Source organism: Streptomyces argenteolus (assembly GCF_042902585.1).
Taxonomy (GTDB): domain Bacteria; phylum Actinomycetota; class Actinomycetes; order Streptomycetales; family Streptomycetaceae; genus Streptomyces; species Streptomyces argenteolus.
On sequence record NZ_JBIBEG010000001.1, the window covers coordinates 1,271,010 to 1,294,022 of the forward strand.

Below are 23,013 nucleotides of genomic sequence, written 5' to 3' on the forward strand. Positions count from 1 at the left end.
GGATCGGGTCTCCTGTCAGGGGGCGGCACTCCTGTCACAGGCCTGCGTCATCCCCCGCCGTGGCGGAAGCGTCCGCGGGCCTGCGAGGAACAGACTCCCGCTCCCGCCCGGATTCATCGCTCCACGACCTCCGGTTCCTGACGGGGCGCCGCAGGGACGGCCTCCTGGCGGGGTGCGGTGGAGACCACGACGGTGTTGGCGGCGACGATCACGGCGACGGCGGACCAGGAGGCGGCATCGAGGTGCTGGTCCAGGACGACGAGCCCGATCAGTGCCGCGAAGACGGGGTTGACACTCATGAAGACGCCGAAGAAGTGCGGAGGCACCCGGCGCAGCGCCAGCAGGTCGGCCACGAACGGCACGGCGGAGGAGAGCACCCCGGCCGCCAGCGCGCAGCCCAGCGCCCCGGGTGTCGGGGGGTGCTCCCGGAGCACCCACACGCCTGGCGGAAGGTACAGCGCGCCGGAGACGAGCGCCGCGGCGGCCGAGCCCTCCAGACCCGGCAGCCGGGCGCCGACGGCGCGGTTGCACAGGATGTAACCGCCCCAGCAGACCGCAGCCAGCAGGGCGAGACCGATACCCAGGTAGTCGGTGGCGGGCGTGGGACGCGCGAGTACCGCCACCGCGACGGCCGCGGTCAGGGCCGCGGCGAGATTCGTCCGGCGCCGGGAACCGGCCACGGCCACGGTCAGCGGGCCGAGGAATTCGAGCGTGACGGCCAGCCCGAGCCCGATCCGCTCGATCGCCGCGTACAGCGAGAGGTTCATCCCGGCGAACACCAGGGCCAGCCCCAGCACCGGACGCCACTGCGCGGCGGTGAACCCGCGCAGCCGTGGCCGGCCGGCCACGCCGAGCACGAGGGCGGCCACCCACTGGCGCACCGCGACCACACCCGCCGGACCGAGCACAGGGAAGGCGAGCGCCGCGACCGCCGCACCGCTCTGGTTGGACAGTCCGCTGCCCAGCATCAGCGCCACGCCTCCCCAGCGCCCCGGGCGACGCGTGGGGCCGTGCGGTGCCGGCCCGGCGGCGGGAGCGACGGCTATGGGAGAGGGCACGGGCTTCATGCGCCCACCATGGGACGCGGTCCCACGTGCGCAAAATGCGATCCGCGCCCCTTCTATACGCTGGACGCATGGAAGGGACGGGCAGGAAATCCCGGGCGGTGGAGCTGAGACACCTGCGCTGCCTGGTCGCCATCATCGACACCGGCAGCTTCACGGACGCCGCGCACGAGCTCGGCGTCTCCCAGGCCGCCGTCTCCCGGACGCTCACCGCGCTGGAGGGCGCGCTCGGGGTGCGGCTGCTGCACCGCACCAGCCGCTCCGTCGCCCCCACGACCGTGGGCGTGCGGGTCCTGGCCCGTGCGCGCGTCCTGCTGGCGGGGACCGACGAGCTGGTCCGCGAGGCGACGCTCGGTCACTCCCGCCTCCACATCGGTCACGCCTGGTCCGCCTTCGGCCGCCACACCACCGGGTTCCAGCGCCGCTGGCAGGAAGAGCACCCCGGGACCGAGCTGCGCCTGGTCCGCCACAACAGCCCGACCGGCGGCCTCGCCGAGGGGCTGTGCGACGTGGCCGTCGTACGCGCCCCTCTCGACCTCACGTCCTGGTCCCATGTGCTGATCGGTCACGAGGCCCGGCACGTCGCCCTGGCCTCCGACGACCCCTGGGCCCGCCGTCGCGGCGTCCGCCTGGACGAGCTGCTCGGCCGCACCCTGGCCATCGACCGCCGCACCGGGACGACCACGCTGGACCTGTGGCCCGCACACGACCGGCCCGCCGTCGAGTACACCCACGACATCGACGACTGGCTCGCCGCCATCGCCACCGGCCGCTGCGTCGGCCTCACCCCGGAGGCGACCGCCGCCCAGTACCGCCGCGACGGCATCGTCTACCGCCCGCTGCGCGACGCGGACCCCGTCCCCGTGCACCTCATCTGGCGCACCCACGAGGTCCACCCGGCCACCCGGACGGCCGTCGCCCTCGCCACCGGTCTCTACCGGGGGCGAGGGCGGGACGGCGGCCCGTCGGGTCCGCTCACGCGGCCACGGTGACGGCGTCGACGGCCGGCGTACGCAGTGTCCTGCGCGCGGTGCCGACGCTCGTGCCGAGGGTGACGACCGCGGCGACGGCCATGATGGCCAGCCAGGTGGCCGGTCCCTGGTCGGGAAGGACCTGGTCGGTGCGGACGGTCGTGAAGGGGATGATCCCCGCGATACCGGCGACGGTGCCCAGGAACAGTCCCGTCACGGTGAGGATGAGCGCTTCCGCGCCGACCACGCCCAGGACCTGCCCGGGCGTCGCCCCGGCGAGGCGCTGCTGCCCGAACTCCCTGCGGCGGTAGGTGGTCGCGGCGTAGAGGCTGTTGATCAGCATGATGCAGGAGAAGACGACGATGATGCCGACGACGACCAGGTTGAGGGTCTCCAGGTTCTTGTCCTCGACGGTCTTGTCCAGGCCGGACGCCGTCACCCAGGAACTCTCGACGGCCTGGATGTAGAGCGTGGCGGTGGCCATGCCGGTGAAGATGATCATCGGCATGAGCACACCGGCCAGCTCCGCACCCCGTCGGCGCAGGTTGCGGGCGCCGAGGTAGCCGCCCGCGCCGCCCACCGCGGCCAGCGGCCCGCTCAGCAGACCCAGCAGCCGGCCGAGCAGGGACGGGGCGAGGACGGCGAAGCCCACGGAGAGCAGGATGGCGCCGTAGGCGGGGAACGCCATCAGCATCTGCTCGGTGCTGTCGACGGCGTACGTCGTCAGCACCCCGCCCGCCCCCGCCACCAGCGCGGCACAGCCCGCCACGGTGCGGCCACGGCCACGCGACGGCTTACGGGCCCCGGAGGGGGTCCGGGTCGCACGGCGTACGGCGAGGAACGCGGCGCCGACCGAGGCGAGGACCGCGATGCCGATTCCGGATCCGAGCGCCATCGCGCCGAAGACGGGCTCGACCTGGGCGGCGACCTGGCCGCTGTCCTTGAACAGGTCGAGCAGGAGTCGGCCGCCGAGCACGGCGGGCCCGATGGCGAGCACCGTGCCGACCAGCGCCACCACGGCCGACTCCCCGACGACCATGCGCGTGATCTGGGCGGGGGTCGCCCCGGTGCAGCGCAGCAGATGGATCTCCTCCGCGCGCTGACGGACGGAGACGGTCAGGGTCGAGGCGATGGCGAAGAAGACGAGGAGGGAGCCGTATCCGCCGACGACGCTCGCGGAGAGGGTCATGGACTCCGAGCTGACCTCGTCGACCCCGGGAGCCGCCGCCGTGTCGTGCAGGGAGCTGAAGGTCATGATGACCACCGCGCCCAGGAACGCGGACAGGAGCGTGGCGAGGAAGCGTCCGGGACGCTTGCGGACCGAGCGCACGGCGAGGAGCAGCACGGCTCACACCTCCATCAACGGGAAGTCGTCCGCGTGCCGTTCGGCCACGCGGTCCCCGAGACGGGTCATCCGTTCGGCGACGGCCTCGGCGGTGGGCGCGGCCAGGTGCCCCGCCAGCCGCCCGTCCGCGAGGAACAGCACCCTGTCGGCGTAGGAGGCCGCCACCGGGTCGTGGGTGACGAGCACGACGGTGCTTCCGTGCACCTGGACGGTCTCCCTCAGCAGGGCGAGGACGTCGCGTGCGCTGCGGGTGTCCAGGGCGCCGGTCGGTTCGTCGGCGAAGATCACGCCCGGCCGGGTCACCAGGGCGCGGGCGATGGCGACGCGCTGGCGCTGCCCGCCGGAGAGCTGGTCCGGGAGGTGGCCGAGACGGCGTCCGAGACCGACCTGCGTGAGGACCGCCCGGATCCGTTCCGGGTCGGTCCGCCGGCCCGCGAGCCGCAGCGGCAGCGCGGTGTTCTCCTCGACGGTCAGGGTGGGCAGCAGGTTGTACTGCTGGAAGATGAAGCCGATCCGCTCCCGCCGGAACTTCGTGAGCGCCGCCTCGCTGCTGCCGCCCATCTCCGCGCCGTCCACGAGGATGCGCCCGCTGTCAGGGCGGTCCAGGCCGGCCGCGCACTGGAGCAGCGTCGACTTGCCGGAGCCCGACGGGCCCATGACCGCCGTGAAACTGCCGGCGGGCAGCCGCAGGCTCACGTCGTCCAGCGCGGTCACCGCGCCGTCCCCGGTCCCGTACACCTTGCTCACCGATTCGAGCCGCAGCGCCTCTGCTGTCCGGCTCGGGGGCTGCCTCTTGCGATCGAACATGGCCATCACCCTCTGCTCGTCGGACGCCCTCTGCGTCACGCTCTCGACGCTACGGAGAAGGCCGGGCGAGCACAGTGGAGCACGCCCCCGAGATCAGGGTGGGGCTGGAGACACCTCCGGCCGGGGGGCCGCACCGGCCGGGTGGGGCTGGGGACACCCCCGGCCGGGGGGCCCGCACGCTAACATACCCCTAGGGGTATGAAGCTCCTGATACGCAGACGACGCAGGAGGAACCGTGCAACTCGACATGGCGGCCGACGAGCTGAAGTCCGTCCTCAACCGGCTGCGCCGCGCACAGGGACAGATCTCCGGGGTGATCAGGATGATCGAGGAGGGCAAGGACTGCGAGGACGTGGTGACCCAGCTCGCCGCCGCGTCCCGGGCCCTGGACCGTGCGGGCTTCTCCATCATCGCGACGGGGCTCGAACAGTGCCTGGCTGACGAGGCGCAGACGCCCGCCGACAAGGACCGGATGCGTGCCCGCCTGGAGAAGCTGTTCCTGTCCCTGGCCTGAACCGGGCGGGCCCGGACGGGCCGGCCCCGACGGACGGGACGGTCTCCGGCCCGGCGGCTCGGTACCGCCCTGGCGGGCCCCGCACCGGGCCGGCGGGCCCGGCCGGGGACTACCGCTCCGGGAACGCCTCCCCGCACGCGCTGCAGAACTTCGGTGCCCGGTCCGCCGACAGCCGCCCGCACCGCGCGCACACCAGGTCCAGCATGCAGGGGGCCTCGCCGCCCTCGTACGCGGGAGCCCGCACGGCCGGCTTCACGGTAAGTCCCGGCCTGCGGCGGTGGACCGTGAGGTAGGTCAGCCCCTCCGGCCCCGCCAGCAGGGCGCGACGCGAGGTGCGCGGGAGCCACACGACCTCGGTGGGGGCCAGGCGCAGCGTCTCACCGGCCCCCGTACGCAGGCTGCCCTCGCCCGCGAGGACGACGAGCAGCACGTCCAGGACGTCCTCCTGGTGCTCGCCCACCCCCGCCTCCGGCGGCAGCCGGACGACGTTGGCGTCCAGCTCCCGGCCCTGTTCGGCGAGATGCCACAGGGCGCCGCGCCGGCCGGGGGCCACCGAGGCGAGCAGCTCGTCCAGCACCGCCAGGACCCGCGGGGTGGCGTTCACGCGGCGGCCTCCTCGTCGTAGCGCTCCCGGGCCTCGTGGACCTGGTCGAAGTGGGTCTCCGCCCAGGTCTTCACGGCGAACAGCAGGTCGCTCAGGCTGTGGCCGAGTTCCGTCAGTTCGTAGTCGACGCGCACGGGCACGGACGGCGTCACGGTGCGCGTGACCAGGCCGTCCCGCTCCAGGGAGCGCAGCGACTGGGTCAGCATCTTCTGGCTCACCCCGGCGATCCTGCGGCCGAGGTCGCTGTAGCGCATGGGGCCGTCGCGCAGGGCGCTCACGATGAGGCTGATCCACTTGTCGCCGAGCCGCCCCAGCAGCTGGTTGGTGGGGCACTCCCGGAGGAACGCGTCGTACGCGAATCGGGCTTCCTCGCGGCGCTGGGCCGCGGTGCGGGTCGCCATGGGTTCCGGCCTCCGGTCCTACCTGGGGGTGGGCTACGCACCTGGAGGTACGTACTTACGGAAAGAGAGTAACTCTTCCTAGGTTTGTGGAGGCGGGAGAACCCGCCATCGATACCGAGGAGTTGTCGGCATGCGTGCTGTGGTGGTCAAGACGTTCGGCGGTCCCGACGCGGTGGAGCTCGTGGAGACCGCGGTCCCCGAGCCCGGCCCGGGCCAGGTGCGGATCAAGGTGGCGGCGGCGGCCGTGAACCCGGTCGACGCGGCGTACCGCGAGGGCATCCTCGTCCCGCTGCCCGAGGACGGGCTGCTGGGACTCGGCTGGGACGTGGCGGGGACCGTGGACGCGGTGGGGGCGGGGGCGCCGTACGCCGTCGGGGCCGAGGTGGTCGCGCTGGCGTACGGCCCCGCGCCGGTCAAGACGCACGCGGACCACGTGGTGGTGGACGGCTCGGCGGTCGCCGCCGCTCCCGCCTCGGTGGACGCGGCGCACGCCTCGACCGTGCCGCTGAACACGCTCACCGCCGCGCAGGCGCTGGACCTGCTGGACCTCGCACCCGGCTCCACATTGCTGGTCACGGGCGCCGCGGGGGCCGTCGGCGGATACGCGGTGCAGCTCGCCCACCAGGCCGGGATCACCGTCGCCGGGGCGGCCGGAGCGGCGGACGAGGAGCTCGTACGGTCCTTCGGGGCGGACCGGTTCGTGGAACGCGGCGCGGCGGCGGGCGGGTTCGACGCCGTGCTGGACGCCGCCGTCATCGGCGCGGACGCGCTGGCCCGGGTGAAGGACGGCGGGCAGTACGTCGGTGTCATCCCGCACGCGGCCCCGGCGAGTGTGCGGGGCGTCCGGGTGCAGGTGGTGGAGGTGGCCGCCGACGGGAACCGTCTCGCGGAGCTGGTGAAACTGGTCGACCAGGGCGTCCTCTCGCCCCGGGTGGCCCACACCTACCCCCTGGAGCGCGCGGCCGAGGCGCACGCCCGTCTCGCGGAGGGCGGGGTACGGGGGCGTCTCGTCCTCGTCCCCTGAAACCGGCAGGTCAGGGCGGTGCGGGGCGGACGGCGAACCTCCGTAAGTGGAGGCTTGCGCCGTCCGCCCCGAAACGGCCGGGACCGGCACGGTGATCGCGGTACCGTCGCCCCCGTGACGCCCTTGACGCCCCCGGTCTCCGACGACGCCGACTGCGTCGCACTCACCCGGAGCCTGCGCCGCAGGGGCACCGTGGTCCTGTCGGTGTTCGCCCTGGTGTGGGCCTTCGCCGGGGCGTCCGGCCTGACGTCGCCGGGCGCCGGCCTGGCCGTCGAGATCGTCGCGGTGCCGGTCACCGCGGCGGCGATCGTCCTGGCGTACCGCAAGGGCGCCGCGCCCTCGCCCCGCCTGGTCGACCTGCCCGCGAACTGGGCGCGCTCGGTGGGGATCGTCAACGTCGCCGAGCTCGTGGCGGTCCTCGCGGTGATCGCGGCGTCCCGCGCCTCGGGCCACCCCGGGGTCATCCCTCCGGCCCTCGCGCTGGTGGTCGGTCTGCACTTCGTCCCGCTCGCGCGCCTCTACGACCAGGGGCAGTACAGGGGGACGGCCGCGGCGCTGTGCCTGGTCGCGGTCGCCGGCTTCGCGCTGGCCGCGGCCGGGGTCCCGGACGGGAGCGTGCGCGCCGTCGTGGGGTGCGCCGCCGCGCTGACGCTCTGGACCTCGGCGTACCACGTGGCCGTCAGGGGCTGACGGCCACGGCGGTGACGGCGGGGCACCCGGTGCGGGCTCGCCCGCGGCCCGGCGCCCCGGCCCGGTCGGAGCAGCCGGCCGCCCAGGAGCGGCCCTCGGTAGGGTGGACGCGACAGACCGTCGTGAACCGGACCGAGGAGCAGACGTGAGCGAGCCGGCGAACATCGCCCTGCAGCAGGAGATCGCCCGGGAGCTGGAGGTCGCGGAGACCTTCGACGCCCAGCAGGAGATCGAGCGGCGCGTGGCCTTCCTCGCCGAGCGGCTGACCTCCACGGGGCTGCGCTCCCTGGTGCTCGGCATCAGCGGCGGTGTCGACTCCACGACCGCGGGGCGGCTGTGCCAGCTCGCCGTCGAGCGCGCCCGCGCCACGGGCCACGAGGCGCGCTTCTACGCGATGCGGCTCCCCTACGGGGTCCAGGCGGACGAGCACGACGCCCAGCTCGCGCTCTCCTTCATCCAGGCCGACCAGGTGCTGACCGTCGACATCAAGCCCGCGACCGACGCCATGCAGGAGTCCCTGCTCGGCGGCGACGTGGCCTTCCGCGACCCCCACCACCAGGACTTCGTGCTCGGCAACGTCAAGGCGCGCCAGCGCATGATCGCCCAGTACGCCGTCGCGGGAGCGCACAGCGGTCTCGTCGTCGGCACGGACCACGCCGCCGAGGCGGTCTCCGGCTTCTTCACCAAGTTCGGGGACGGCGCCGCCGACCTGGTCCCGCTGACCGGCCTGACCAAGCGCCGGGTGCGCGCCGTGGCCGACGCCCTGGGGGCCCCGGCCGAGCTCGTGTGGAAGGTACCGACCGCCGACCTGGAGACGCTCGACCCGGGCAAGGCGGACGAGCACGCGCTCGGGGTCACCTACGACGCCATCGACGACTTCCTGGAAGGCAAGCCGGTCGACGAGAAGACCTTCGACACGATCGTCGGCCGCTACCGTCTCACCGACCACAAGCGCCGTCTGCCGCTCGCCCCGTGACGCGCGGGCGCACCCTCGACCGGGCTCTCAAATCGACCTGCGCCAGGGAGAATTGAGGGGCGCCGCCCTGTCCCGCTCGGTATCCTGGGCCGCTCGACCGATCGTGCCGAGCCCGCAGGGGGATCCCGCGTGTCCAGCCCACCGCCCCCGCCCCCGGGTCCCCCGGTACCGCCCCCGCCCCCGCACCCGCCGAACCCGCGGGGCGAAGGCCATCGGGTGCACATCATCGCCGCCGTGATCACGGCGGTGGCGACGCTCGCCGCCGCCGTCATCGCCGCCGCGGCGTCCGGCGACGACTCCCCGGACGTTCTGCGGGCCGGACCGCCGACGACGTCCGTGGCGGCTCCCCCCTCGGTCACGGAGCCCACCGCCACGGCCGGCACGTCCGGCCCCCCGGTACAGACCCTGCCGGCGACCGATCCCACGACCCCGGACTCCGGGCCGCGCGTGGCCGTGACCCCCGACATGGCGGCTGTGGGTGACACGGTGACGATCGAGGCCGGCGGCTTCGCGCCGGGCGAGCGGATCCGCATCACGCTCCGGGACAGCGGGGCCGTGGAGAAGGACCTGCGTGACGTCACCACGGACGAGGACGGCCGGTTCGTGGCGGAGGTGCGGGTGCCCGAGGAAGTGAGTTCGGGGACCGAGACCCCTGCCTTCCGGGTGTGGAGCGTGGACGACGTGGACTCCGCGAACACGGCCGACACCCCGTTCACCTACATCGAATGACGCACCGGCCGAAGGGAACCGCCGCGGTGGACAGGCAGCCAGGCGAGAAGTACCCGCCGATCGAGCCCCACGACCAGGGGATGCTGGACGTGGGCGACGGCAACCTCGTGTACTGGGAGGTCTGCGGCAACCCCGAGGGCAAGCCCGCGCTCGTCGTCCACGGCGGGCCGGGCTCGGGGTGCGGCACACGCCCCCGGCAGTACTTCGACCCGGACCTCTACCGCGTCGTGCTCTTCGACCAGCGCAACTGCGGCCGGTCCACCCCGCACGCGAGCGACCCCTCCACCGACCTGCGGCACAACACGACGGCGCACCTGGTCGCCGACATGGAGCTCCTGCGGGAGCACCTGGGCATCGAGACGTGGCTGCTGTACGGCGGCTCGTGGGGCTCCACGCTGATCCTGGCCTACGCCGAAGAGCACCCTGAGCGGGTCTCGGAGGTCGTGATCAGCGCCGTGACGACGACCCGGCGCAGCGAGATCGACTGGCTGTACCGGGGCGCCGGGCAGATCTTCCCCGAGGCGTGGGACCGGTTCCGGGCGGGTGTGCCGGAGGCCGGGGGCCCGGGGGACCTCGTCGCCGCGTACGCCCGGCGGACGGAGAGCCCCGACCCGGAGGTACGGGCGAGGGCCACCGCCGACTGGTGCGCGTGGGAGGACGCGGTGCTGTCCATGGAGGCGCGCCCCGGCCCGCCCCCGTACAGCGGCAGGCCCGGCCGCGACCGGCTGGCCTTGGTGCGGATCTGCGCGCACTACTTCGCGCACGCCGCCTGGCTGGAGGAGGGGCAGCTGATCCGCGACGCGGGCCGTCTGGCGGGCATCCCCGGCGTCCTGGTCCACGGCCGCTTCGACCTGGGAGGCCCGCTGATCACCGCCTGGGAGCTGGCCAGGGCATGGCCGGACGCCGAGCTGACGGTGATCGACGGCGCGGGGCACCTCGGCGGCCCGGCGACCTCCCGGGCGGTGCTGGCCGCCCTGGACCGGTTCGCGCGGCGCGTCTGAGATCACGCTTGCTTCGAGCCCGCTCGAAGGAGTTGGCTTGGGCACCATGAAGTACACGCAGCTCGGACGCACAGGACTCAAGGTCAGCCGCCTCGTGCTGGGGACGATGAACTTCGGCCCCCAGACCAACGAGAGCGACAGCCACGCGCTCATGGACGCCGCACTGGACGCGGGCGTCAACTTCTTCGACACGGCGAACGTCTACGGGTGGGGCGAGAACAAGGGCCGCACCGAGGAGATCCTCGGCACCTGGTTCGCGCAGGGCGGCGACCGCCGTGACAAGGTCGTGCTCGCCACCAAGGTCTACGGCAACATGGGCGCGGACGGCGAGGCGTGGCCCAACCACGACAAGCTCTCCGCCCTCAACATCCGCCGGGCCGTCGACGCCAGCCTCAAGCGGCTCCAGACGGACCACATCGACCTGTACCAGTTCCACCACGTCGACCGGGACACCCCGATCGACGAGATCTGGCAGGCCATCGACGTACTGATCCAGCAGGGCAAGATCCTCTACGCCGGCTCCTCCAACTTCTCGGGCTACAAGATCGCCCAGGCCAACGAGCGGGCCGCCCGGCGCGGCAGCTACGGCCTGGTCAGCGAGCAGTGCATCTACAACCTGATGGAGCGCGGCGCCGAGATGGAGGTGATCCCGGCGGCCCAGGAGTACGGCCTCGGGGTCATCCCGTGGTCCCCCCTGCACGGCGGACTGCTCGGGGGCGCGATCCGCAAGGAGCGCGAGGGCGGCGGCGCCCGGTCCACCTCGGGCCGCTCCGGCGAGGCGCTGGCCGACCCGAAGGTGCGGGCCCAGGTCCAGGCCTACGAGGACCTGCTGGAGAAGCACGGCCTGGAGCCCGGCGAGGCCGGTCTCGCCTGGCTGCTGACCCGCCCCGGCGTCACCGGCCCGATCTCCGGCCCGCGCACACGCGAGCAGCTCGACTCGGCTCTGCGCGCGGTGGAGCTGGAGCTGACGGACGAGGTGCTGTCTGCGCTCGACGAGATCTTCCCGGGCCCCGGCCCGTCGCCGGAGAACTTCGCCTGGTGACGCCCGGGTGTGCGGCTTCCGCGCCCGGGGGCTCAGCCCCCGAGGGCGGAGGCCGCCGCCACGACGACGAACATGAGCACGAGCACGGCCGCCATGATGCGGTTTCTGGTCTTGGGGTCCACCCGACGAGCGTAACCGCCCCGGTCACCTTCCCAGCGGCCAGGCCCGCACCACCTCGTACCTCGGCTGCTGCCCGGGCACCCCGCCCACGGGCAGTTCGCTGCGCACGAGACTGAGCTCACCGGCCTCCCAGTGCCGGCCCTCGAAGCCCTCCAGCGCCGCCGTGTACGGGGTCAGGTCCGTCGGTACCCGGCTGCGGGCGAGGGTGAGGTGCGGGGTGTAGCGGCGGTGCTCCTCCATCGGCACCCCGGACCTGCGGGCGGCGGCGTGCGCGCGTTCCGCCAGCAGCCGCAGCGTGTCCAGCCCGCCCGCCGCTCCCGCCCACAGCGCCCGTCCGTCGAACCTGCCGCCGCCGTGGACGCGCAGCGGAAAGGGTTCCGTCCGGTGCGCGGCCCGTTCCAGCCGGGTGTACAGCTCCGGCAGCAGTTCCTCGCCGACCTCCCCGAGGAAGGCCAGCGTGTAGTGCCAGCCGGCCCGCGCGGTCCAGCGGAGGTTCACGGCCCCGGGCAGCCGGTGCAGGGGGGCGACGGCGCCCGCCAGCTCGTCGGCGGCGGGCTCCGGCGGCAGGACGGCGGCGAAGAGTCTCTGGCTGCTCATGCGGCGAGTGTCCCAGTCACCACGTCGTCGAGCGGTCCCGTGCCCGGCGCACCGCCGGACACCACGACGCCGCCCCCTCCGGCAGGGAGGGGGCGGCGTACGCGGGTGGCTCAGGCAGCCGTCGCCAGCTGCTCGCGCGGGACGAACCGCACGTGCGGGCGGCCCGGGCGCAGGTCGACCTTGAGGCGCAGGCCGCCGACGCGGGTCAGCATGAAGCCGACGCCGAGCGCGGCCACCATCGAGATGGCACCGCCGGCCGCCATACCGGTCCTGGCGCCGTAGACGTCGCTGATCCAGCCGACGATCGGGGCGCCCACGGGCGTGCCCCCGGCGAAGACCATCATGTAGAGGCTCATCACCCGGCCCCGCATCTCCGGGTCCGAGGCCATCTGGACGCTCGTGTTGGCGCTGATGTTGGTCGTCAGGCCGATCATGCCGATCGGGACGAGCAGCAGCGAGAAGAGCCAGACGGACGGGGACAGCGACGCGGCGATCTCCAGGGCACCGAACAGGGTGCCCGCGGCCACCAGCATCCTCAGCCGCGAGGAACGGCGGCGGGCGGCGAGCAGGGCCCCGGCCAGGGAGCCGGCCGCCATGAGGATGTTGAAGAACGAGTACATCCCGGCGCCGCCGTGGTAGATCTCGTCCGCGAAGGCGGTCAGCCAGATCGGGAAGTTGAATCCGAAGGTGCCGACGAAGCCGACGAGGACGATCGGCCAGATCAGCTCGGGTCTGCCCGACACGTAGCGCAGTCCTTCGCGCAGCTGGCCCTTGGCCCGCTTCACGGTGACGGACGCGTGGAGCTCGCTCGTACGCATCATGAGCAGGCCGACGAGCGGGGCGATGAACGACAGCCCGTTGAGCATGAAGGCCCAGCCACTGCCGACCGTCGTGATCAGGACACCCGCGACGGCGGGGCCGACGAGCCGGGCGGACTGGAAGTTCGCCGAGTTCAGGCTGACCGCGTTGCGCAGCTGCGCGGGGCCGACCATCTCGGAGACGAACGACTGGCGCGCCGGGTTGTCGACGACGGTCACCATGCCGAGCAGGAACGCGATCAGGTAGACGTGCCAGACCTGGACGACGCCGGAGAGGGTCAGGACGGCGAGTGCGATGCCGCACAGGCCGAGCGCTGCCTGGCTGATGAGCAGCAGACGCCGCTTCGGGAGCCGGTCGGCGATGACGCCGCCGTACAGGCCGAAGAGCAGCATGGGGAGGAACTGGAGGGCCGTGGTGATGCCGACGGCCGCGGCGGACCCGGTGAGGCTCAGGACGAGCCAGTCCTGCGTGATGCGGGACATCCAGGTACCGGTGTTGGAGATCACGGCGCCCGTGGCGAACAGGCGGTAGTTACGGATCTTCAGCGACGAGAAGGTCCCGCCGGTCTTGCTCTCGTGGGTGGAAGTCGGTGCGGGGGCGGAGTCTGCTCCGGATCCCGTACTCAAAAAGGTTCGCCTCCTCGGGCGTACACGGCGTTCGGACTGACGAGGACGTGACGGCGGGCGCCAGGGGCTCCGGACTGCGAGCCCGCGAGCGCCCGCGGGGTCAGAGGTGGGCGAGCTTCTCCAGCACGGGCGCGGCGGCCCGCAGCGTCTCCCACTCGTCCTCGTCCAGGCCCTCGGCGAGGTTGGCCAGCCAGGCGTTCCGCTTGGAGCGGGACTCGGCGAGCATGGCTTCCGCCTGCTCGGTCCGGCTGACCCTCTTCTGCCGACGGTCATCGGGGTGCGGTTCCAGTCTGACCAGTCCCTTGGCCTCCAGCAGCGCGACGATGCGGGTCATCGACGGAGGCTGCACGTGCTCCTTGCGGGCCAGCTCACCGGGGGTGGCCGAGCCGCAACGGGCGAGAGTGCCGAGCACCGACATCTCGGTGGGGCTCAGCGACTCGTCGACGCGCTGGTGCTTCAGCCGTCGGCCCAGCAGCATCACGGCGGAGCGAAGGGAGCTCACGGCGGCGGCACTGTCGCCGTCGTGGATCAGGTCAGGCATGTTCCTTAGCGTAACTCATTAGCTATGCTAAATACCACTCGATGGTACACGCGCGAGAAACTGATCACCCGAACGAGTGAGTATGGGGCGGAAAGAGCCACGAGAAGGCCATGTGTGCCGCGACCCTGCTTGGCATGGGATCGACAGTGCTCAGCCTGCGCATAGACGGTGAGCTGCTCGACCGGCTGCGCCGGCACGCCGCCAGACGCGGCATGAGCGTCCAGGACTACGTGGTCCGGACGCTCGTCCGCGACGATTTCGACGAACGCTTCCACGCGGCCGTCGACGAGACGGAGAAGTTCTACGGGGCGGACCCCCGTCACGCGGACCCGGCCGACCGGGTCACATGACGGAGATCCGCCCCGTAGGGGTGAAGGCTCCGCGCGTGCGCCTACGCGCTCACGTGAGGCCGAGCGCCGGCATCGCGTAGTAGAAGACGAAGACCGCGGACACCACGTACATGGCCACCGGGACCTCCTTGCCCCGGCCTGCCACCAGGCGCATCAGGCTGAAGGCGATGCAGCCGATGCCGATGCCGTTGGTGATCGAGTACGTGAGCGGCATCATCAGCATCGCGAGGAAGGCCGGGATGGCGAGCGTGTAGTCGCCCCAGTCCACGTCCCGCACATTGCCCGCGAGGATCAGGAAACCGACCGCGATCAGGGCCGGGGTGGCCGCCTGCGAGGGGACCATCGTCGCCAGCGGCGTCAGGAACAGCGCCACCGTGAAGAGCAGTCCGCTCACCACGCTCGCAAGCCCCGTACGGGCGCCCTCGCCGACGCCCGCCGTGGACTCCACGAAGCACGTCGAGGCGGAGGAGGAGCTCGCGCCACCCGCGGCGACGGCGACACCGTCGATGAGCAGGACCTTGTTGATGCCCGGGAAGTTGCCGTCCTTGTCCATCAGCTTGGCCTCGTCGCCGACGCCGAGGATGGTGCCCATGGCGTCGAAGAAGCAGGACAGCAGCACGGTGAAGACGAAGAGGATGCCGGTCAGGTAGCCGACCTTGCCGAAGCCGCCGAAGAGACTGACCTCACCGATCAGCCCGAAGTCCGGTGAGGAGACCGGGTTGCCCGGCCACTCCGGGACGGTCAGGCCCCAGGCGCCGGCCGGCAGGTCCGCGACCGCATCGATGACCAGAGCGACGACCGTCATGGCGACGATGGAGAGCAGGATCGCGCCCGGCACCTTGCGGACGATCAGCCCGAGGGTCAGCAGCGTGCCCAGGATGAAGACCAGGACGGGCCAGCCGTTGAGGTGGCCGTCGCTGCCGAGCTGAAGCGGCACCGTGGTGTGCGCGGCGTCCGGGATGCGGGAGACGAAGCCCGAGTCGACCAGGCCGACCAGCAGCACGAAGAGGCCGATGCCCATCGCGATGCCCTTGCGCAGGGAGCGCGGCACGGCGTTCATCACGCGCTCACGCAGCCCGGTGGCGACCAGCAGCATCACGACGATGCCCGCGAGGACGACCATGCCCATCGCGTCCGCCCAGCTCATCCGGGGGGCGAGCTGGAGGGCGACGACGGTGTTGACGCCGAGACCGGCGGCGAGCGCGATCGGCACGTTGCCGATGACACCCATCAGGAGCGTGGAGAACGCCGCGGTGAGCACGGTGGCCGTGACGAGCTGCCCGCCGTCGAGCTGGTGCCCGTACATGTCCTCGGCACTGCCCAGGATGATCGGGTTCAGCACGATGATGTACGCCATCGCGAAGAACGTGGCGAACCCGCCGCGGATCTCCCGGGCGACCGTCGACCCCCGCTCGGAGATCTTGAAGTAGCGATCGATGAATCCGTGCGGCGGCTGCGGCATCGGAGGCTGATCGACCGTGGCGGTGGCCGAGGAGGACATGTATGACCTTCAGTCGTGCATCGGAGGATGGAATCAGACAGATTTGGATGTTCACACGAATAAATCGAGCCACCCATAAGCAGATTCAGTATGAATACATAAGGGGAAGATCGCTATCTCCGCGCGTAGATCCTTGCGCCGACTGGCCTTCGGCGCCCCGGCTAGACTGGCCGTATGCAGAAGTGGACACCGAAGCACGAGGCACCCGAGCCCCTGGAGGGTCCCGTCGTCGCCACCATCACCGGCGGCACGATCCTCTGGTTCGTCCTCTTCCTCGTGCAGGTGCCCTTCTACGGATGGTTCGACGACCGCGGGCACGCCTGGTGGATCTGGGCCTGCCTGGCCGGTGCCGGACTCGGCCTGATCGGCATCTGGTACGTCCGTGGGCGGGACGCCGCGATCAAGCGGGCGGCGGCGCGGGCCGAGGCCGCGGACGCCGGCGTGACGGCCCCCGGCGGGCGCTCCTGACGCACGGCTCCGGGGGGGGACCGGGCCGGACCCTCACCCCGGGACCGGGTCCGTCCCGTACGACTCCAGGACCATGCCGCTCCTCCCCCGGTCGGAACTTCCGGCCCCCGGCGGGTGAACCGCCCCTTCCGCCCGTACGGTCGGAATCATGACGCAGCGGGCACTCGACTCCTTCGGCGATCGGCCGGACCCCCTCCGGCCCCCTCCCCCGCCCGCGCCACCGGGCGGGCTGAGCACCTCCGAGGTGGCCGAACGGGTCGCGCGGGGGGAGGTCAACGACGTACCGGTCCGCTCGTCCCGGTCCGTCACGGAGATCATCCGGGCGAACGTCCTCACCCGGTTCAACCTGATCATCGGCGTCCTCTGGGCGATCATGCTCTTCGTCGCCCCCATCCAGGACAGCCTCTTCGGCTTCGTGATCGTCGCCAACACCGGCATCGGCATCGTCCAGGAGTGGCGCGCCAAGAGGACCCTGGACAGCCTCGCGGTGATCGGTGAGGCGAAACCGACGGTGCGGCGTGACGGGGTGTCCGCCGAGGTCTCCGTCTCCGAGATCGTCCTCGGGGACCTGATCGAGCTGGGCCCCGGCGACAAGGCCGTCGTCGACGGCACCGTCTCCGAGGCCGAGGGCCTGGAGATCGACGAGTCGCTCCTGACCGGCGAGGCCGACCCGGTGGTCAAGCACCCGGGCGACCCCGTGATGTCCGGCAGCTTCGTCGTCGCGGGCGGCGGGGCCTTCACCGCCACCAAGGTCGGCCGCGAGGCGTACGCCGCGCAGCTCGCCGAGGAGGCCTCCCGCTTCACCCTGGTCCAGTCCGAGCTGCGCAGCGGCATCAGCACGATCCTGAAGTACGTGACCTGGATGATGGTGCCGACCGCGATCGGGCTCGTCATCAGCCAGCTCGTGGTCAAGGACAACAACGTCAAGGAGTCGGTCGCCCGGACGGTCGGCGGGATCGTCCCGATGATCCCCGAGGGCCTGGTCCTGCTCACCTCGGTCGCCTTCGCGATCGGCGTCATCCGGCTCGGGCGCAAGCAGTGCCTCGTGCAGGAGCTGCCCGCCATCGAGGGGCTGGCCCGGGTGGACGTCGTCTGCCTGGACAAGACCGGCACGCTCACCGAGGGCGGGATGGACGTCACGGAGGTCCGCCCGCTGAACGGCTCCGACGCGGGGTACGTCCGCCGGGTCCTGGGTGCGCTCGGCGCCTCCGACCCCCGGCCCAACGCGAGCCTCCAGGCCATCATCGACGCCCACCCCGACGGCGAGGGCTGGGGCGTCACGCAGGCCCTGCCCTTCTCCTCCGCCCGCAAGTACAGCGGGGCCGCCTTCACCGAGAGCGACGGCCGCGCCTCCGCCTGGCTGCTCGGCGCCCCCGACGTGCTCCTGGATGCCGGCGACCCGGCCCTCGCCGAGACCGGCCGGCTCAACGAGCAGGGACTGCGGGTGCTGCTGCTGGCCCGGGCGAGGAACGCGCTGGACGCTCCGGACGCCGCCTCCGGGGCCGAGCCCACGGCGCTCGTCGTCCTCGAACAGCGCCTGCGGCCGGACGCCGGGGAGACGCTGGCCTACTTCGGCGACCAGAACGTCGCCGCGAAGGTCATCTCGGGCGACAACGCGGTCTCGGTGGGCGCGGTGGCCCAGAAGCTGGGGATGCCCGGCGCGGAGGACGCGCTGGACGCCCGCCGGCTGCCCTCGGACCCCGACGACATGGCCTCGCAGATCGAGCGGAACACGGTCTTCGGCCGGGTCACCCCGCAGCAGAAGCGCGACATGGTCGCCGCCCTCCAGTCGCGGGGGCACACCGTCGCGATGACCGGGGACGGGGTCAACGACGTACTCGCGCTGAAGGACGCCGACATCGGTGTGTCGATGGGCTCGGGCTCGGAGGCGACCCGCGCGGTGGCCCAGATCGTGCTGCTGAACAACAGCTTCGCGACGCTGCCCTCGGTCGTCGCGGAGGGCCGCCGGGTCATCGGCAACATCACCCGGGTCGCCACGCTGTTCCTGACGAAGACCGTCTACTCGGTGCTGCTGGCGATCCTGGTGGTGTGCTTCCAGGTGGAGTACCCGTTCCTGCCCCGCCACCTCACGCTGCTGTCCACGCTGACCATCGGCGTGCCGGCGTTCTTCCTGGCTCTGGCCCCCAACAAGGAGCGGGCCCAGCCGCACTTCGTACGCCGTGTCATGCGGTACGCGATCCCGTCCGGGGTCATCGCGGCGGCGGCCACCTTCGCGACGTATCTGGTGGCCCGCCACCACTACGCCGGTACGGGAGCCCTCGACGCGGAGACGAGCGCGGCGACCCTCACGCTCTTCCTGGTCTCCATGTGGGTCCTGGCGATCATCGCCCGCCCGTACACGTGGTGGCGGATCGCCCTGGTGGCGGCGATGGGCCTGTGTTTCCTCGTCGTCCTCGCGGTGCCCTGGCTCCAGGACTTCTTCGCGCTGAAGCTGGTGGGGTCGGTGATGCCGTGGGCTGCGGTGGGGATCGCGGTGGTGGCGGCGGCCGTCCTGGAACTGACGTGGCGTGCGGTCGGCCGCCGCTTCCGTTCGTGAATCCCCCGTGCGGACCGGTTACTTCACGTCGACGAAGTCACCCGCGGTCGTGACGGCCGGGGTGGTCGACGTACCGGCGAAGCTGTAGCGCCAGTAGCCGTCCACCGAGGCCTTGACCGTGGTCTTCAGCGCACCGGTGCTGTTCGAGTTGATGGTCTTGACGGTGCTGTAGGTGCTGCTGGTCTTCTTGCGGAACTGCAGCTTGACGGGCTGCGCGGTGTAGCCCTTGTAGGTGCCGGTCTCCCAGTTGGCGCGCGACAGCTTGCCGGTGGCCGTGATGGTCGCGCCCTTCTTGACGGGCTCCGGGGAGGCGTTGACGGTCAGCTTGGAGAGGCGCTGGACGCGGGCCGTCGTCTGGTAGTCGTTCCAGGCGAAGTCGCTCTCGTCACCGGCGAGCGCGCCCGCGGTGACGTGCCAGGTGCCGGCCAGGGCGTTCTTGTACAGGTCGTAGCCGGGGAGGATCGTGATCGTGAGCTTGCAGGTCGCGGTCGTGGCACTGGAGTGCGTGCAGGTGGCCGCTTCCTCGTTCGGGATGAGCGCCCCGTCGAGCTCGGACGACGTCCCGTGCCACAGGTCGATGTAGCCGTCGGCGATGCCCGACGGGTGCGAGGCGGTGACGGAGACGGTGATCTTCTTCTCGGCGGTGGTGCCGACCACGATGTCCTTGCCGCCGTTGATGACGACCTTCGAGATCACGGGCGTCGTCACCGCCGCGCGTGCGGAAAGACGGGAGGTCTTGGCGCCGGTGCCGAAGACCTCGGCGGCGGTGGGCTTGTCCAGGTTCGGAACCGCCTGGTCACCCGCCTGCGCCGCCGGTACGGCAAGAGCGGACAGAGCCAGGGCGCCGGAAACAGCGGCGACGGTGGCACGAATACGCATGAAGTCCCCTGTGGAGCAGGGGACCTGCCGGGGTGTGTTCCTCCCGGCAGGCCCCATCTGGTCGTCGAGTCTGATGACTCGCAGGTTCAGACGGAGTTCACCTGTGAATGGTTGTGCCCTCAGGACGTATTTTCTGTGAAGATCACATGAGTCAGTCGAACCAGCGGTCCCGGGCCAGCTCGTCGGTGCGGGACGGGTCCTCCAGGAGGGCCGCCACCTCGAAACGCCTCGGCCACTGCCCCGCCGCCCAGGCGAGCCCGGCCGCCACCCCCTCCACCGTCGACGCGTGGACCACGCCGTCCGGGGTGCGCCGCCAGTCCAGCTCGACGCCTCCCGCGCGCAGCTCCTCGTGCTCGACGTAGCTGTCGGGGGTGCCGACGCCGAGCAGGATGCGCACGGACTCCGGCACCTGGTGCTCCTCGCCCGCCGTCGTCACCCCGGCCTCGACGCTCTCCCCGAGCCGCCGCACCTGGAACAGGTCCGCCAGCTCGGCGGCGCGCGCCGGGGCCACCGGCAGCAGCGGGAGACCGGCGGTCAGCGGGAGCAGATCGGGGGCGTCGGCGATCACGGCGTCGGCCGCGTCGACCACCCGCACCTCGTCGTCCACGACGGCCCGCAACTCGTCCGGCAGCGTGACCTGTTCGGGGTCGAGCTCGGCGAGCGCCGTGTAGAGCGAGTGCAGCTGTACGGGCCCGACGGGCCGCTCCTCGTCCGCGAGCCGGCCCAGCAGCTCGGCCGCCCCGCCCGGCTCGTCCAGGAGCGCGGCCACCGAGGTCCGCACGCCGAGCGCGCGCAGCACCTGCGCGTCGTCGAAGCCCGTCGCGTCGGCCGGGTCGTACAGCCCCGCCAGCCGCGGGTCGCCGCCCGCGGCGCGCAGCCCCGCCGGGCGGCGGCCGTCCAGGACGGGATGGTCGCGCAGCCACCACGCGGTGTACGGCCGGACCGACTGCGTGGTGCCGTCGGGCAGCAGCACCCGTACAGGCTGGGTCAGCGCGTCGCGCAGCGGCGGGCGGGCGAGCATGGCGAGGGCCTGCGGCCAGGCGTCGTCGTCGACGAGGTCCAGATCACGTACGGCGACGAGCTCCGTGGCGACCGGCGGCACCGGGGTGTCAGGGAGCTGGTCGAGGATGTCCTCGCACCACACGTCGACGGCGTCGAGCAGCCCGGCGTCGTCCGGCTCGGCGAAGTCGCTGTCGCGCGGCTCCAGTTCGTCCGGGTCCAGGACGACGTCGGTGGCCCGTACGAGGGCGAAGGTGGCCAGCACCCCGCAGGCGGTCAGCGGCTGTTCACCCCATCGCTCGGCCAGTTCCCCGTCGCACAGGGCGAGTTCGCCCTCGCGCATCACCTGGGCGAACGGGCTTCCCGGCAGCACGAGTTCACCGGCGGGCGCGGCCTCGCCGTCCTCGTCGGGCAGGGCGAGGGCGCCCAGCCAGGGCTCGTCACCCGGCTCCAGGTCCGCGTCCCGCACGAGCGTGAGGACGGTGTCGGCGAGTTCGTCGCCGTCCAGGCCGTCCTCGTCCCAGATCTCGCCCGCGTCCAGCGAACCGGCCACGGCGGCCCGGACCTGCGGGGTCCTCAGGACGGCGCGGGGAGTGGCGGGCAGGGCCCCCAGCTTCTCCAGCAGCGGATGGGCGGCGTCGGGATGGGCCACCTTCAGCCCCAGCCGGGCCAGCCGCGCGAGCACGGGGGACGTCAGCGCGTCCGGCATCGGCAGGAGGACCTGGCGGGGGCCGATGGTGGTACGGGGCGGGGCGTCCGCGGGGCCCGCGAGGGGCACGGGCAGCCCGGAGAGCCGGTCGGGATCGACACCGGCCAGGCTGTCGTACAGCCGGTGCCACCAGTCCGGGTCGCGCTCCAGGCCGGCCAGCCGGTCGATGGCCTCGGTCAGCGGGACACGGGCGACGCCGAGCGTGCGCAGCTCGGCGCGGCGCTCCAGCCCCGCGGGCAGCAGACAGGGCAGGACCTCGGCCAGGACCCGCACGGTCCCGGCTCCCACGCCCTCGACCACCTCGGCCTCGACGGGACGCAGCGCGGCCGTCCTGCGCCCGGAGGGGGCGGCGTCGTCCCACTCGTCCCACTCGCCCGCGGCCTCGGCGGGGTCCCTGGGCGCGGCGGGCTCCAGGAACGCCACCCGTGGCAGCCGCTCCAGGATCGCGGCCCGCAGCGCGCCGTCGAGCCGCCCCTTCCCCAGCACTCCGGGCACCAGCCCGATCGTGGCCACGGAGACGGGCTCCCAGCCGGCGAGCAGTTCGGCGTACGCCTCGGCCGCCCGCTCCACCAGGAAGTCGGTCAGCGGACCGGGCGCGGGGTGCCTGCGGGTGGTGTCCAGCGGCAGCGAGGCGATCAGCAGGGCGGGGACGCCCAGGGGCTCGTCGGTGGGGGTCGGCGCGTGCACGACGGGTGCCGTACGCGGATGCTGCGGGGCTCCGTCCTCGTCCACCGGCACGGCCCAGGTGAGCGACCAGTGGGGGCGCAGCCGCTCCTCCACCGGCCGGTCGGCCAGCAGCTCGCGCTCGACGGCGCCGCCGGCAGAGGCGGTGCGCCAGCGGTGGAGGCCGTGCGCCGAGTCGTCGACGTGCGTGTACGGACCGTGCTGTGAGCGGGTCAACGTCCGTACGTCGTCCGGGGTTTCGATCACGACCTCGTCGAGACCGGACAGCGTGAGCAGCAGGGCGTCGTCCACGCCCTCGAGCAGCCTGCCGACCAGGTCCTCGGCGACGCCGTCGCGCAGCGGCAGCACGACGACCGTGTCGTACCCCTCGGGCGCGGTGCCCTCGGCGGGCAGCGGCAGCCTCAGCAGGGGTACGTGCCCGTCGCGGCGGCGCAGCTCGTCACCGAGTCCGGGGCTGCCGACGGCGGCCTGCCGCGCGAGGTCACGGGCCTCGGCGAGGGACCAGCGGACTCCGCCGTGGCGGCCGATGACGGCGGGCTCGTCGCTGACGGCGAGCACGGCCGCGAAGCCGACGCCGAAGCGGCCGACGGAGGACTCGTGGCCCTCACGCTTGGCCGAGGCCCGCAGCGTGCTCAGCGATTCCACACCGGTCGCGTCGAGGGGGGCGCCGGTGTTGGCCGCGGCGAGCACAGCGGGGCCGCCGGGGTCCGTGTGCAGGGTGAGGCGGAGCCGTCCCGGGACGCCGGCCCGGGCGGCGGCGTCGGCGGCGTTCTGTGCCAGCTCGACGACGAGGCGGTCGCGGTAGCCGCCCAGGACCAGGTCCTCCTCGGCGTTGGCGTCCTCGCGGAAGCGTGCGGGACCCGCGCCCCAGGCGTCGAGCACGCCGCGCCGCAGTCGCGCCGTCCCGAACGGATCGGCCCCCTCGGTCGCATTCATGCCCACGCTCGTACTCCGCTCTTCCGGTGACCCGTGACGCCCAGTGTGCGCCCGAAGGT

At 72.7% G+C, this 23,013-nt stretch carries 22 protein-coding genes; 11 read left to right on the forward strand and 11 right to left on the reverse strand.

Annotated features, from left to right (window positions below; translation table 11 throughout):
- Positions 1-113: 113 nt before the first annotated feature.
- Positions 114-1,067: an EamA family transporter gene (locus tag ACFY8O_RS05730; protein WP_145804346.1), complete on the reverse strand. Its 954-nt coding sequence runs from the start codon at positions 1,065-1,067 to the stop codon at positions 114-116.
- Positions 1,068-1,135: 68 nt separating this feature from the next.
- On the opposite strand from ACFY8O_RS05730, the gene ACFY8O_RS05735 reads away from it, so the two are divergent.
- A complete protein-coding gene (locus tag ACFY8O_RS05735; RefSeq protein WP_387899125.1) occupies positions 1,136-2,056 on the forward strand; it encodes a LysR family transcriptional regulator in 921 nt (306 codons plus the stop codon).
- Here the strand turns inward: ACFY8O_RS05735 and ACFY8O_RS05740 are convergent.
- Positions 2,040-3,380, reverse strand: coding sequence for an ABC transporter permease (locus tag ACFY8O_RS05740; protein ID WP_387899128.1), 1,341 nt, complete (start codon positions 3,378-3,380; stop codon positions 2,040-2,042). The genes ACFY8O_RS05735 and ACFY8O_RS05740 overlap by 17 nt on opposite strands.
- Positions 3,381-3,383: 3 nt before the next feature.
- Positions 3,384-4,193: an ABC transporter ATP-binding protein gene (locus ACFY8O_RS05745; protein WP_387899620.1), complete on the reverse strand. Its 810-nt coding sequence runs from the start codon at positions 4,191-4,193 to the stop codon at positions 3,384-3,386.
- Positions 4,194-4,422: 229 nt separating this feature from the next.
- On the opposite strand from ACFY8O_RS05745, the gene ACFY8O_RS05750 reads away from it, so the two are divergent.
- Positions 4,423-4,701 (forward strand): metal-sensitive transcriptional regulator, encoded by a 279-nt coding sequence (locus ACFY8O_RS05750; RefSeq protein WP_145804352.1) that lies wholly within the window; start codon positions 4,423-4,425, stop codon positions 4,699-4,701.
- Between the two features lie 109 nt (positions 4,702-4,810).
- Here ACFY8O_RS05750 and ACFY8O_RS05755 read toward each other — a convergent pair whose 3' ends face one another.
- Entirely contained in the window at positions 4,811-5,305 is a 495-nt protein-coding gene (locus tag ACFY8O_RS05755) for a hypothetical protein (RefSeq protein ID WP_387899131.1), read from the reverse strand.
- A complete protein-coding gene (locus ACFY8O_RS05760; protein WP_145804356.1) occupies positions 5,302-5,706 on the reverse strand; it encodes a winged helix-turn-helix transcriptional regulator in 405 nt (134 codons plus the stop codon). Before ACFY8O_RS05760 ends, ACFY8O_RS05755 begins: the two co-directional genes overlap by 4 nt.
- A 130-nt stretch (positions 5,707-5,836) precedes the next feature.
- Between ACFY8O_RS05760 and ACFY8O_RS05765 the strand changes: the two genes are divergently transcribed.
- From ACFY8O_RS05765 to ACFY8O_RS05790, 6 genes are all read left to right on the forward strand, one after another.
- Positions 5,837-6,730 carry an NADP-dependent oxidoreductase gene (locus ACFY8O_RS05765; protein ID WP_387899134.1) on the forward strand — a complete coding sequence of 298 codons (894 nt, stop codon included), beginning with the start codon at positions 5,837-5,839 and terminating at the stop codon, positions 6,728-6,730.
- Positions 6,731-6,844: 114 nt separating this feature from the next.
- Positions 6,845-7,420 carry a hypothetical protein gene (locus tag ACFY8O_RS05770; protein ID WP_387899136.1) on the forward strand — a complete coding sequence of 192 codons (576 nt, stop codon included), beginning with the start codon at positions 6,845-6,847 and terminating at the stop codon, positions 7,418-7,420.
- 145 nt (positions 7,421-7,565) lie between these two features.
- Complete coding sequence (gene nadE / locus ACFY8O_RS05775; RefSeq protein ID WP_145804362.1) at positions 7,566-8,396, forward strand: ammonia-dependent NAD(+) synthetase; 831 nt, start codon at positions 7,566-7,568, stop codon at positions 8,394-8,396.
- Positions 8,397-8,612: 216 nt separating this feature from the next.
- Entirely contained in the window at positions 8,613-9,125 is a 513-nt protein-coding gene (locus ACFY8O_RS05780; RefSeq protein ID WP_387899139.1) for a hypothetical protein, read from the forward strand.
- 26 nt (positions 9,126-9,151) lie between these two features.
- Positions 9,152-10,126, forward strand: coding sequence for a prolyl aminopeptidase (gene pip / locus ACFY8O_RS05785; RefSeq protein WP_387899142.1), 975 nt, complete (start codon positions 9,152-9,154; stop codon positions 10,124-10,126).
- Between the two features lie 46 nt (positions 10,127-10,172).
- Positions 10,173-11,168, forward strand: coding sequence for an aldo/keto reductase (locus ACFY8O_RS05790; protein ID WP_145804368.1), 996 nt, complete (start codon positions 10,173-10,175; stop codon positions 11,166-11,168).
- Between the two features lie 144 nt (positions 11,169-11,312).
- Here the strand turns inward: ACFY8O_RS05790 and thpR are convergent, their stop codons facing one another.
- From thpR to ACFY8O_RS05805, 3 genes are all read right to left on the reverse strand, one after another.
- On the reverse strand, positions 11,313-11,885 hold the full coding sequence (gene thpR, locus ACFY8O_RS05795) for an RNA 2',3'-cyclic phosphodiesterase (RefSeq protein WP_387899145.1): 573 nt from the start codon (positions 11,883-11,885) through the stop codon (positions 11,313-11,315).
- 110 nt (positions 11,886-11,995) lie between these two features.
- On the reverse strand, positions 11,996-13,330 hold the full coding sequence (locus ACFY8O_RS05800; RefSeq protein ID WP_387899147.1) for an MFS transporter: 1,335 nt from the start codon (positions 13,328-13,330) through the stop codon (positions 11,996-11,998).
- A 100-nt stretch (positions 13,331-13,430) separates the two neighbouring features.
- Positions 13,431-13,871, reverse strand: a complete 441-nt coding sequence (locus ACFY8O_RS05805) for a MarR family winged helix-turn-helix transcriptional regulator (protein WP_145804374.1) — start codon at positions 13,869-13,871, stop codon at positions 13,431-13,433.
- A gap of 134 nt (positions 13,872-14,005) precedes the next feature.
- Between ACFY8O_RS05805 and ACFY8O_RS05810 the strand changes: the two genes are divergently transcribed.
- Positions 14,006-14,221, forward strand: a complete 216-nt coding sequence (locus ACFY8O_RS05810) for a hypothetical protein (RefSeq protein WP_208765974.1) — start codon at positions 14,006-14,008, stop codon at positions 14,219-14,221.
- Between the two features lie 49 nt (positions 14,222-14,270).
- Here ACFY8O_RS05810 and ACFY8O_RS05815 read toward each other — a convergent pair whose 3' ends face one another.
- The gene (locus tag ACFY8O_RS05815; protein WP_145804376.1) at positions 14,271-15,722 is read right to left on the reverse strand and encodes an NCS2 family permease; all 1,452 of its coding nucleotides are present in this window, start codon (positions 15,720-15,722) and stop codon (positions 14,271-14,273) included.
- Positions 15,723-15,896: 174 nt separating this feature from the next.
- Here ACFY8O_RS05815 and ACFY8O_RS05820 point away from each other — a divergent pair, with 174 nt between their 5' ends.
- On the forward strand, positions 15,897-16,190 hold the full coding sequence (locus tag ACFY8O_RS05820; RefSeq protein WP_387899152.1) for a DUF2530 domain-containing protein: 294 nt from the start codon (positions 15,897-15,899) through the stop codon (positions 16,188-16,190).
- Positions 16,191-16,338: 148 nt separating this feature from the next.
- Entirely contained in the window at positions 16,339-18,747 is a 2,409-nt protein-coding gene (locus ACFY8O_RS05825) for an HAD-IC family P-type ATPase (RefSeq protein ID WP_387899154.1), read from the forward strand.
- Positions 18,748-18,765: 18 nt separating this feature from the next.
- On the opposite strand, the gene ACFY8O_RS05830 is transcribed toward ACFY8O_RS05825, so the two are convergent.
- Together ACFY8O_RS05830 and ACFY8O_RS05835 are read right to left on the reverse strand one after the other, a co-directional pair.
- Positions 18,766-19,626 carry a DUF5707 domain-containing protein gene (locus tag ACFY8O_RS05830; protein ID WP_387899157.1) on the reverse strand — a complete coding sequence of 287 codons (861 nt, stop codon included), beginning with the start codon at positions 19,624-19,626 and terminating at the stop codon, positions 18,766-18,768.
- Between the two features lie 151 nt (positions 19,627-19,777).
- A complete protein-coding gene (locus tag ACFY8O_RS05835; protein WP_387899160.1) occupies positions 19,778-22,954 on the reverse strand; it encodes a sacsin N-terminal ATP-binding-like domain-containing protein in 3,177 nt (1,058 codons plus the stop codon).
- Between the last annotated feature and the right edge of the window lie 59 nt (positions 22,955-23,013).